This is a genomic window from Bartonella sp. AP19HLJMH (genome assembly GCF_042196245.1).
Lineage (GTDB): Bacteria > Pseudomonadota > Alphaproteobacteria > Rhizobiales > Rhizobiaceae > Bartonella.
The window spans coordinates 39,668-51,123 of sequence record NZ_JBHIPX010000010.1; the positions used below are offsets into that span (position 1 = coordinate 39,668).

Here is an 11,456-nt window from a genome sequence, read left to right on the forward strand (position 1 = left end):
GTGCGCCCTTTGGCGCACACGCCATGATCCTGTTCCAGATAAGATCTAACATCTTGGGTCTAACAATAAAACCAATCAAAACCTTGCATCACATAAACTTGTAAAAATGTTCAGAACAAAGGCTCTCATGCATTGTATTCCAAGATATTTGTGAGTTCAAAAAATGAAACGAAAAATAACTTTTGTTATGGTCCTAACAATCGCTCTTACTGGTTGTGCCTCTTTGAGTGGCCCTAAAAAACCACCACGCTGTAATGGCAAACATACACGCGCTTTAAATAAAGATAAGTGGAATTGGGACAATAAAAACATTGTCTACCCAGAAAAGAGTGTAAAGCCTGTTACCACTCCCATCATTCTCAATACTTTGGAAAGTGAAAAAGTAACAGCCAATTCAGCTTTATTAAAGCCGGTTATTCATGAAGCACGATCTGATAAAACTGTGGAGGTTATGCGTGAAAAGTGATGCCCTTGAAGAATATATAAAAGAAGCGCGCTCATTTGACATTGATCGCATGCATAGCATGCGCGTGCGGATGAAAATCTCCATGGCTTTAACAGTGCTTTTTGGATTGATGACAATTGCGCTGGCTTTAGCTGTCGCAGCTTTGACACCTTTGAAAACGGTAGAGCCTTTTGTTATCCGCGTTGATAACTCAACAGGCATTATTGATACTGTAAGCGCCCTAAAAGAATCCCCTAACGACTATGATGAAGCGATAACGCGTTATTTTGCCAGCCAATATGTTCGCGCTCGTGAAGGTTTTCAAGCATCAGAAGCAGAAAACAATTTTCGCTTAGTCTCTCTTTTATCTTCTCCAAAAGAACAAAACCGTTTTGCAAAATGGTACGCGGGCAATAATCCAGAAAGTCCGCAAAATATTTATCATAACATGATTGCTACGATCACAATCAAATCAATCTCTTTTATAAGTAAAGATCTTATCCAAGTTCGTTACTATAAAACGATCAGAGACTTGAATGAAAAAGAAAATATTTCCCATTGGATTTCAATCTTAAATTTTTCCTACGTGAACGCACACATTTCAACGTCTGATCGTCTTATCAACCCTCTTGGTTTTCAAGTATCGGAATATAGATCTGATCCAGAGGTGATAAAATGATCAGACTTTTACAAACAATCTCTTTAATTTTTACGATCACTGTCAGCTTTCACACAGCTCTCTCACTTGCGGAAACAGCGCCTGTCAGTGCACGTAAAGATAACCGCATCAGATTTGTCAATTATGACCCCTACAACGTCGTACAAATCATTGGCTCCATTCGCTCTTCGGTTCAACTAGAATTTGCCGTTGATGAAGAAGTAACCTATGTAGGAATTGGAAATTCGGTTGCTTGGCAAGTTGCACCGGCTGGACACTTTGTTTTTCTCAAACCACGTGAAGTTCAGCCTGTGACAAATTTACAAATTGTCACAAGCCGCCAAGATGGAACACAACGCTCTTATCAATTCGAGCTACAAGTCCGTGAAGGCGATGTTTCAGCCGGCAATGAGACGTATTTCTTGGTAAAGTTTCGTTATCCAGAAGATGAAGCCTTACGTAAGAAATTAGCCGAAGCAGAAAAAGAAAAACAACGTGAAGAAAACTTTGTCAATGATATTTTAAATATCCATGAAGATTTTGGACCACGCAATTGGGCTTATGAAGCTCAAGGCTCATCTCTTATTGAACCTGCTTCTGTCTATGATAATGGGAAAACAACAACCTTTACCTTTTTAGGCAACATTGAAATCCCTGCCATTTACATTGTATCGCCTGATGGGCAAGAAGCGCTTATTCCCAAATCGATTAAAGGCAACAAGGTTATTGTTCATGCAACAGCTGCACAATTCACGCTACGACGTGGGAATGAAGTATTGTGCATCTTTAACAAAAGGTTCGTACCAAAAGGAATTAATCCTGAAACAGGTACGACATCACCATCTGTACAACGTAAAGTGAACCTAGGAAGCAGCCATGAATAACACCGTGGATGAAAAAAGCATTAATGATCGCGATACAATAAAAAATGCTCAAGGGAAAAGTCAACAGAACAATGTGGGGAAAGCTATTGCTCTTATTATTCTTTTCAGTGTCTGTCTTTATTTAACCTATTCAACACTTGTTACAGACAAAAAGCAACCAATTGAATCTTCAAAAGAAGGAAAAGTTATAAAACAAACAGAGCTTTTTCGTCCTGCAAAGCCTACCCCTCCCCCCTTTGAACAGCCTCAACGAAATAACGCTCTATTACCAAAAGTCGAGCTACCAACACCAAACATCAATCAATTAAATTCTGATAACTCACTGCTGGAAGCAGCACAACGTGCTCCTGTATTAGCTTATGCAAGTACACAACAAGGCAAAATAGATTCACAAACAAATAATGGTGCTTTGCCTCACCAACTTGAAAGCAAACCTGATGAAACGACACAACGTTTTAATCATCTTCTCAAACCCACAGTGCTTGAAGGTATTCGTGCTTCAACCCTTGGCAATCGAAACTACATCATCGCGATGGGAACTTCTATTCCTTGTATTTTAGAAACAGCCATCAACAGTGATCAACAAGGTTTTGCCAGTTGTATCATCTCCAGAGATATCTTATCAGACAATGGTCGTGTTGTGCTTCTTGATAAAGGCACCCAAATTGTTGGTGAATATCGCGCCGGATTGAAAAAAGGCCAAACACGTCTCTTTGTACTATGGAATAGAGCAAAAACCCCCAATGGTATCATTATATCTTTAGCTTCACCGGCAACGGATGCTTTAGGGCGTTCTGGTATGGATGGAGATATTGATAACCATTGGCTCGAGAGGATTGGGTCTGCGCTTCTTGTCTCACTAATAAAAGATGCAACACACTATGCCAATAAACGTTTATCAAAAAAACAGGAAAAAGAAGAAACTGAAACAATCTCTTCAGGACAAAACATCGCAAACATTCTCGTAGAAAATTACGCCAATATTCCTCCAACATTATCCAAAAACCAAGGGGAAATGGTGAATATCTTTGTTGCCCGCGATTTAGATTTTTCCAGCGTTTATAAATTGAAAGTCATCGAAAACAAAAAACAGATTATCAATCGAGCTGTTTCAAGAAACTTTTACAAAAATTCGGCGGTAACTTTAGAATGAACTCAAACTTACATACCATGAGCGATGAAACCGTTGCGATTGTTCTCACAAAACTTGAACCCATCAGTGCTTTTTTGAAAGATGATAGACTCTTTGAAATTGTTATCAATCGTCCCTATCAAGTCATGACTGAAGGATTTGATGGATGGAAAACAATAGAAGCACCGGGGCTCTCTTTTAATGAGCTTATGGGGATTGCGAAAGTTGTAGCATCCTATTCCAAGCAAAACATATCGGACAAAAACCCAATATTATCTGCAACGCTACCAGGCAATGAGCGCATTCAAATTGTCATTCCGCCCGCTGTCGAAAAAGACACGATTAGTATGACAATTCGTAAACCGTCATCGCAGAGTTTTTCTCTCGAAGAGCTCGCCAAGAAAGGCCTCTTCTCGCTCTGTGAACGGGTATCTTTCACGCCCTTGCATGACTATCATTCTCGTTTTAACGAACTCAAAATCATCGAGCATAAATTAGCCAGTGCCTACTGTAATAAAGACTTTGTCTCTTTTTTAAATCAAGCTGTAGAATGCCAGAAAAATATTTTAATTGCGGGAAAAACCGGTTCGGGTAAAACAACATTATCAAAAGCATTAATCGCAAAAATCCCTCAAGAAGAGCGTATTATCACCATCGAAGACACACAAGAATTGGTGATACCACACCCTAACCATGTCTCAATGTTCTATTCAAAAGATGGACAAGGCTTAGCCTCCGTTGGCCCCAAAGAGTTGCTTGAATCATCTTTACGGATGCGTCCTGATCGTATTCTGTTGCAAGAACTTCGAGATGGTACAGCCTTTTATTATATCCGCAATGTCAATTCAGGTCATCCAGGCTCCATTACAACGGTTCATGCCTCAACAGCCCTTGCAGCCTTTGAGCAGATGACCCTTTTGGTCAAAGAAAGTGAAGGCGGTGGTGATTTAGAGCGTGATGATATTCGAGGACTGTTGATTTCAATGATTGATATCATCATCCAATGCAAACGGATTGAAGGAAAATTTAAAGTCACAGAAATTTATTACGATCCCTTCAAACAACGAAACATCTTTGGAGGGGACTAAAGGAAGATCACACCGGCTGCCAAAGGCTCTTTTAAAGAAACGATTGCAAATAAAAGAAAAAATGCATGAAAACCAAAGAAACAGAAAACAGAGAAAATCTTTTATCGATGACAGAAGAAGAATTGAAAAAACGCCGTGAAGCCGTTGAAGCAGCCATCAGCACCCATGAAATAGAGGGAATAGCGCTTCATCCTACAACACTCAAAATTTTAGAAGAATATGCAAAGGGGAATATTTCACTCGAGGAATTTAATACTCTTATGGACAACACGACATTATAAGGAGGCTACAATGCCAAAAGCAAAAGCAAAGACAAAAAATATACAGACAGTTTCTCCTCATCATTATGTCTACCCAAACACCACAACACTCAAAAATAAATATGGAATAAAAGACTTAAAATCCTTTCTGGAGAAATGCTCGCATGATACAGCAGAAGCAATGGTTAATCTGCGTGAAGCCCCCTTACCAGAAAAATTTGATACCTCCTATCTATGTTCTATTCATCAACATCTATTTAAAAATACCTTTGAATGGGCTGGTCATCTTCGCCATCTCCCCTTTACATTTGAAGATGGCACTACAGCCGCCATGCCCGAAATGAAAAGAACAGGCTGGGAAAATCCTTTTGCACTCGGCGATGAAATCCAAGACGGTTTACAAAAATTAGATCAAACGCTTGCCGAAAAAGATAATTTGCAAGACTTAACGCGTGAGAAATTTAACGCTGAAGCAATAAGCTTATTTAACGCCCTTAACCAACTTCGTCCTTTTAGAGAAGGCAATGGACGTACACAACGGGTCTTTTTTGAAAAGCTTGCTCAAGCAGCAGGGCATCAGCTTGACTTTTCACTTGTTACAAAAGAACGCATGATGCTCGCCAGTGTTGCTGTAGCAGAAAATGGTGATCTAGAACCAATGCAACATCTGTTTGAAGATATCTCTAATCCCAATAAAATACTTCTTTTAAAGGAATTCATGAGCAACATGAAAGAACTTGGGCGCAATGTTAATGATCGTCCCGTTATGGTTGCAAAAGAGGGTGAAACCTACACAGGGATGTATAGAGGTGCTGGTTATGATAGCTTTGCATTCAATGTTAAAGGGGCTTATATCATCGGTAATAAAGAGCATCTCACACAAGAACAACTCAAAACATTAAAACCCGGTGACAAATTTACCTTTACAGTCCCAAAAACAAAAGAGCTTGAAAGCATTCTCATTCCACAAGAAAGATTAGCTCCTTTGACAGAAAATGAAAAAGCCGAAATGATTGCTGAAGATTCTTGCGTACACACAAGCTTAAAACAGATCCAGAAATTGGCAAAAATTGTTTATGGTAACGAAAAAATATTAGACAAACAGATGGTAGAGATCATCAAAAATCCAAGCTTAGGCCAGCAGCTCGCCAACCAGATTGAAAGAGCACCGTACTCTATTTCTCATCTTGCAGGTTTCAGTTTATGTGGACTACAAAATCAGGCACGCGCAAACGCTAAAAATCATCTTGAGATGCTCTGCACTGCCGTTGCAAATTTTGCCCATGCAGTGAGACATGCTGGGAAGGAAATTATGCAAGAACATGCAACAGAACAGAAGCGCCTTGCAACCACAGTAGAAATGCCAAGTCAAAGCTTGCAAGACCTCTTCACCTTGCCAAAAGAATTACAGCAAGAAGCTTTAGCAAAAAATCCTTCACTGCAAAAAGAGCTTACCGACTTTGTAAAAAACATCAATACCCGTCTCTCACAAAATGAACATAAAGCAGTCCAAAATAATGAGTATGAAACACTAGCTCAAAGCATTGGTGTATCAGAAAGTAAAGCTAGGCAAATTACAGAAATTATTAAGCAAACCAAAGAAGTACATCAACGAGCACAAATATGCACAATGCATCGTTCCCAAGCATTTGCTATGGCCTGCTAAGAATAGATAAAACCTTCCTTCTTCATGAGAAGAGCTCATAAACGAAAACTGTTTGGAGCGTTATCTGCACCTTTGCAAAAAAGAAAGAGTGTTAATATCACACACCTAAAAAGAACATTTCGCAGCATATTCTGATAGAATTGAAAGTAAAATATAATGAAATATACCAAAACACAAATGGTACTCATTTTAACCCCTATCGCTTTAGGTGCTTTAACGATATTCCTTGTCCCTCATTTTTTATTGTTTATAACAAATGGACTAAAAAGCGATCAAATTTATTGGACACTTCGTTCTGAGCCTTTATTAGTCTTAGCACTAACGGCTGCTGTTTCATTGTTGTATAGTCTCTCGCAAAAACTGCACCTGCGTAAAATGATCACTTTTGTCTCCGTTGTCTTTTTTGGAACAACCGCTCTTTACTATATTGGTGGTGAAATAAAACGTTTAAGTCCCTATGTTGGCCAACAAGGAATAACATGGGGCTATGCTCTTCAATTCATGGACCCCATGGTTGTTTTTGGCATCATCATTGGTGTTTTTTTTTCCATCATTCAATTCGTAACAACCCTTCCCCCTAAAAGTAAGGTCAAGCGTGCAAAAAAAGGTATTTTTGGTGAGGCCGCTTGGATGAATTTAAGAGATGCAGCAAAAATCTTTCCTGCCAATGGGCAAATTGTTGTGGGTGAAAGATACCGTGTTGATCAAGATAATGTGTGCAAAATTCCCTTTGCACCTGGTAATAAAACAACATGGGGAAAGGGTGGAACAGCCCCTTTGCTAACCTTTAATCTTGATTTTGGTTCAACTCATATGATCTTTTTTGCTGGTTCTGGTGGCTATAAAACCACAAGTACAGTAGTTCCTACGTGTTTAACCTATCCAGGATCTATTGTTTGTCTTGATCCTTCAACAGAAGTTGCCCCAATGGTCAAATTTGCGCGTCAAAAGATGGGGAATAGAAATGTCATTGTTCTCGATCCCAATTCATTTTTAACAAAAAATTTTAATGTCATCGATTGGCTTTTAGACGACAGCGTACCACGCACACAACGCGAAGCGAATATTGTAAGCTTTTCCAAGTTGCTCCTTACAGATAAAAAATCAGACAATTCTTCAGCAGAATATTTCTCGACACAAGCCCATAATTTATTAACAGCTCTTCTTGCTCATGTTGTATTTTCTGATGAATATGAAGATAGCGAGCGCAATTTAAAAACGTTGCGTGGCATTCTCTCTCAATCAGAAACAGCCGTTGTTAATCAATTACGCATGATTCAAGAAACAACACCTTCTCCTTTTATTCGTGAAATGGTTGGTATTTTTACAGAAATGGCAGAACAAACCTTTTCAGGAGTCTATACAACCGCCTCAAAAGATACCCAATGGCTTTCTTTGTCCAATTACGCAGATCTTGTCTGCGGAGATGATTTTTTTTCCTCAGATATTGCAAATGGCAATACAGATGTTTTTCTCAATCTCCCCGCAAGCATTTTAAACAGTTATCCAGCTATTGGACGTGTGATTATTGGCGCCTTTCTCAATGCCATGGTTACAGCAGACGGTAACTATAAAAAGCGTGTTTTATTTGTCTTAGATGAAGTTGATCTTCTAGGCTATATGAATATTTTAGAAGAAGCACGCGATCGTGGACGTAAATACGGTACATCCTTAATGCTTTTTTATCAATCCTCTGGTCAGTTGGTCAATCACTTTGGAGAAGCCGGAGCACGCTCATGGTTTGAAAGCTGCTCTTTTGTCAGCTATGCTGCCATTAAAGATCTCCAAACTGCCAAAGACATTTCAGAACGCTGTGGTCAAATGACCGTTGAAGTAACCGGAACGAACAAATCAAGAGGCTTATCTTTAGGAAAGAGTTCATACAACGTCAATTACCAACAAAGAGCCCTGATTTTACCCCATGAGGTTATTCAAGAAATGCGTCAAGATGAACAAATTATTCTGATGCAAGGACAACCCCCTTTGCGATGTGGACGCGCCATCTATTTCAGAAGAAAAGAAATGTTAGCCGCAGCTGCAAAAAACCGCTTTGCTCCACAAAAGAAAAACTAAAAAACACCCTCTAATGGAGGCCATGCATCAAAACAAAAACATCAAAGGATAAAAGCAGAGATTCTATCTCATAAAAGCCTATAAAGAAGGAATTCCCGCTTGATACAACAAGAAAAATATGGGGAAAAGTCTTTAAATGATGGTATTATGCCTGTGCTTACCAATGCCAACTTTCTTTATAAAGCACTCTCCTCATCTCCAAATAATAAATACCAATCATATCTATGCCTTGAGAATCCTATCAGGAAACTTTTGAAGGCACCGCTTTTATAGGGAAATTTTTCTACAAAAAAATTAAAAGACAATATGCATGAAAACAACCCAAATGAACCATTCTCTCTCAGTAAAAGAAAAAAGTGCCAAGATAAAGATTGATACACTCAAAAACACCTACGAATTTGAGGGATTTTTTCCTCACCCAAGTCTCAACATCTCAAAACAATATGCGTGGGGGATTTTCAAACAAAAAGTTTAACACACTCTCATAGACAATGTAACATTATAAGGAATGTAACAATGCCCAAAGCAAAAGAAAAAACAAAAGGAATTCCCTCACCCCATAATTATATCTATCTTGGTACCCAAATTCTCAAAAATAGATATGGAGAAACAGATTTAAAACGCTTTCTGGAAAAATGCTCACATGATAGGCAAAAAGCCATGATCAATCTGCGTGCAGAACCCCTGCCAGAATATTTTAATTCAACTTATCTATGCCATATCCACCAACAATTGTTTAAAAATACCTTTGTATGGGCTGGACATCTGCGCCATATCCCCTTCGCATTTACAGACGATAGCATTGCCGCCATGCCAGAAATGAAAAGAATGGAATGGGGCAATAATTTTGCAACCGGTGAAGAAATCCCTGAACTCTTACAAAAATTAGATCAAACGCTTGCCGAAAAAGACAATTTGCAAGGCTTAACACGCGAAGAATTTGTCAAGGAAGCAACGAGTCTATTTTATTCTCTTCACAAAATCCACCCATTCATAGATGGCAATGAGCACACAGAACAAGTCTTTTTTGAAAATCTTGCCAAAGCTGCAGGACATCAGCTTGACTTTTCGCTTGTCACACAAAAACGTATGATGGCTGCCTGTAGCGAAGCAATGCAATATAGCAATACACAACTGTTGAAAGATCTTTTTGAGGATATCTCCAATCCCCCCAAAATACGTCTTTTAAAAGAATTTATGGACCACATAAACAATACGGGACGCAACGTGGATGATCGCCTTGTTATAGCAACAAAGGCAGGAGAAACCTATATAGGAACTTATAAAGGTTGTTATTCAGAAGGTTTTATACTCGATGTGCAAGGAACTTACATCATTGGTAGCAAAGATGATCTCACACCAGAACGATTAAAAACACTAAAACCTGGTGATATCATTACCTTTACCGCCCCCAACAGCAAAGAGCTTGAAAACACGCTTATTCCAAAAGAAACATTAGCGCCTCTCACAAAAAGTGAATGTGCCAAAACAGTTGCGCTAGATAGTTACGTTCTCAAAGCTCAAAAGCAAGTCCGAGCTTACGCAAAAACTGTTTATGGTGACGCAAACGTATTAAACGAACAGATAGAAGAGATTATTAAAAATCCAGAATTAGGCAGACAGTTTGCTAATCAGATTAAACAGGCACCGCACTCTGTTTCTCCTCTTGCAGGTTTTAGTATATGCGGTCTACAAAATCCGGCACGTGTACACGCTCGAAATTATCTTGATGTGCTCTCTCTTGCAATTGAGAATTATGTGTATACTGTAGAAGCTACCTATAATATAGTCACTCGAGACCATAAAATTAAACAAGAACGCCTTGGAAAAGCGGTAGAGAATCCCAGTCAAAACTTGCAAAATATTTTTGCTTTATCACCGGAAAAACAAAGAGAAATCTTGTCTCAATCTCCTCAATTACACCAAGAGCTCCGTACTTTTATAAACAGTTTAGAACATCGTCTCTCATCAAACGAATGTAGTGCGATCACAAACAAAGATTATGAAACACTTGCACAAAGTATTGGTATATCAGAACAGAAAGCACGAGAAATTACCGACATTGTTCAAAAAGCAAGGAACACTCATAGCCAATTCTACACACGCACACAAAATCGTTCAAATACACTTGCTATGGCCAACTAAAAAATATGAAACTTTGTTTTTTTGATTTAAACACCTATGTGGAAGAGATATTTTAATATTCTTATCATACATGCAAAAAACAGACTACTTAAGCGCCCTACCACCAATTTTGCACATAGCATATACACCATATCCAAAGCAATTGGACAGGATAATTGTTAATTCCTTTTAAACGTCATGATTACTACTGACGAAAGCTACAAAAGCCTATTTTATTTGTCTTAGATGGAGTCGATTTTCGTGGTTATATGAATATTTTAAAAAGAGCACTCATTTTACCCCACGAAGTTATCCGAGAAATGCGTCAAAATGAACAAATTATTCTGATGCAAGGCTCCCCTTCGCGATGTGGTTGCGCCATCTATTTCAGAAGGAAAGAAATGTTAGCCGCAGCTGCAAAAAACCGCTTTGCTCCACAAAAGAAAAACTAACTTCCTATTATGAGATCTTGACTATGAAAAGTCCAACCACAAAAACAACATACATTTCTATTTTTTAAAAACCCGTTAACAAAAAGTTTTTGACCGCTTCTTCACACATAAGGAAAACATGATAAAAAATCCGTGTTTTTTCCTTTTTGTATTTTGTGTATCGTTTTACCAGTACCCATCGTCTTTACAAGAAAGTCCACCCCCCCTCAAATCACCTATAATCAAACCAACATTTCCACTTGAGAACGTCCTGCAAATACATTCCTCCAAAGCTTTTTGTTTATAATTTATCCCCTACAAACAAGCAAAAACATTTCACAACGCTAATCACCAATATCAAGACTTAAAAAAACGGTTGATCTTTGAGACAACAACTCTCAAAACACCTACACTCAAGAACATCGATTTTTTCCCAAAAAATATTTAAGATATACATCAAAATGAATAAATCATTCTTATACAAGCTTTTCCCCCTTTACGATATCATAAAGTGTTCTATTTTAATGATAAAGCGCTGAAAAAGGCTTTTCTCCCCAACCAAAGAAAGGGTTTCCTCTCTTATGGATCTTAAAGCAGCGCAATATAATAAGAGCAACAATACAAAAATAAAAAACATTTTGTTGCAAAAATACACAAAAGAGATGTTCGTATGGCAAGATATTCATATGGAACAA

9 protein-coding genes and 1 pseudogene are annotated in these 11,456 nt (G+C 38.4%); all 10 read left to right on the top strand.

What is annotated here, in order from left to right:
• The first annotated feature begins 163 nt into the window (after window positions 1–163).
• On the top strand, window positions 164–466 hold the full coding sequence (locus tag ACFINR_RS06020) for a type IV secretion system protein VirB7 (RefSeq protein ID WP_375610598.1): 303 nt from the start codon (window positions 164–166) through the stop codon (window positions 464–466).
• Window positions 420–1,124, top strand: coding sequence for a virB8 family protein (locus ACFINR_RS06025; protein WP_375610599.1), 705 nt, complete (start codon window positions 420–422; stop codon window positions 1,122–1,124). The genes ACFINR_RS06020 and ACFINR_RS06025 overlap by 47 nt, the downstream gene beginning before the upstream one ends.
• Window positions 1,121–1,987, top strand: coding sequence for a P-type conjugative transfer protein VirB9 (gene virB9 / locus ACFINR_RS06030; RefSeq protein WP_375612192.1), 867 nt, complete (start codon window positions 1,121–1,123; stop codon window positions 1,985–1,987). The genes ACFINR_RS06025 and virB9 overlap by 4 nt, the downstream gene beginning before the upstream one ends.
• Window positions 1,980–3,140 (top strand): type IV secretion system protein VirB10, encoded by a 1,161-nt coding sequence (virB10, locus tag ACFINR_RS06035; protein ID WP_375632458.1) that lies wholly within the window; start codon window positions 1,980–1,982, stop codon window positions 3,138–3,140. The genes virB9 and virB10 overlap by 8 nt, the downstream gene beginning before the upstream one ends.
• Complete coding sequence (gene virB11, locus ACFINR_RS06040) at window positions 3,137–4,207, top strand: P-type DNA transfer ATPase VirB11 (protein ID WP_375653214.1); 1,071 nt, start codon at window positions 3,137–3,139, stop codon at window positions 4,205–4,207. Before virB10 ends, virB11 begins: the two co-directional genes overlap by 4 nt.
• A gap of 65 nt (window positions 4,208–4,272) precedes the next feature.
• Window positions 4,273–4,488, top strand: coding sequence for an antitoxin VbhA family protein (locus ACFINR_RS06045; RefSeq protein ID WP_375653220.1), 216 nt, complete (start codon window positions 4,273–4,275; stop codon window positions 4,486–4,488).
• A gap of 10 nt (window positions 4,489–4,498) precedes the next feature.
• Entirely contained in the window at window positions 4,499–6,133 is a 1,635-nt protein-coding gene (locus tag ACFINR_RS06050; protein WP_375653226.1) for a BID domain-containing T4SS effector, read from the top strand.
• Window positions 6,134–6,289: 156 nt separating this feature from the next.
• Window positions 6,290–8,206, top strand: a complete 1,917-nt coding sequence (gene traG, locus ACFINR_RS06055; protein WP_375632461.1) for a Ti-type conjugative transfer system protein TraG — start codon at window positions 6,290–6,292, stop codon at window positions 8,204–8,206.
• 516 nt (window positions 8,207–8,722) lie between these two features.
• Complete coding sequence (locus ACFINR_RS06060) at window positions 8,723–10,351, top strand: BID domain-containing T4SS effector (RefSeq protein WP_375621529.1); 1,629 nt, start codon at window positions 8,723–8,725, stop codon at window positions 10,349–10,351.
• A gap of 248 nt (window positions 10,352–10,599) precedes the next feature.
• Window positions 10,600–10,782: pseudogene (locus tag ACFINR_RS06065) on the top strand (type IV secretory system conjugative DNA transfer family protein); the annotation flags it as partial.
• Between the last annotated feature and the right edge of the window lie 674 nt (window positions 10,783–11,456).

Bases quoted from the DNA above. Each gene is read 5' to 3' on its own strand.
- ACFINR_RS06025 (WP_375610599.1), top strand. From the start codon at position 420: ATGAAGCACGATCTGATAAAACTGTGGAGGTTATGCGTGAAAAGTGAT.
- virB9 (WP_375612192.1), top strand. From the start codon at position 1,121: ATGATCAGACTTTTACAAACAATCTCTTTAATTTTTACGATCACTGTC.
- ACFINR_RS06020 (WP_375610598.1), top strand. From the start codon at position 164: ATGAAACGAAAAATAACTTTTGTTATGGTCCTAACAATCGCTCTTACT.
- ACFINR_RS06050 (WP_375653226.1), top strand. From the start codon at position 4,499: ATGCCAAAAGCAAAAGCAAAGACAAAAAATATACAGACAGTTTCTCCT.
- traG (WP_375632461.1), top strand. From the start codon at position 6,290: ATGAAATATACCAAAACACAAATGGTACTCATTTTAACCCCTATCGCT.
- virB11 (WP_375653214.1), top strand. From the start codon at position 3,137: ATGAACTCAAACTTACATACCATGAGCGATGAAACCGTTGCGATTGTT.
- ACFINR_RS06045 (WP_375653220.1), top strand. From the start codon at position 4,273: ATGAAAACCAAAGAAACAGAAAACAGAGAAAATCTTTTATCGATGACA.
- virB10 (WP_375632458.1), top strand. From the start codon at position 1,980: ATGAATAACACCGTGGATGAAAAAAGCATTAATGATCGCGATACAATA.
- ACFINR_RS06060 (WP_375621529.1), top strand. From the start codon at position 8,723: ATGCCCAAAGCAAAAGAAAAAACAAAAGGAATTCCCTCACCCCATAAT.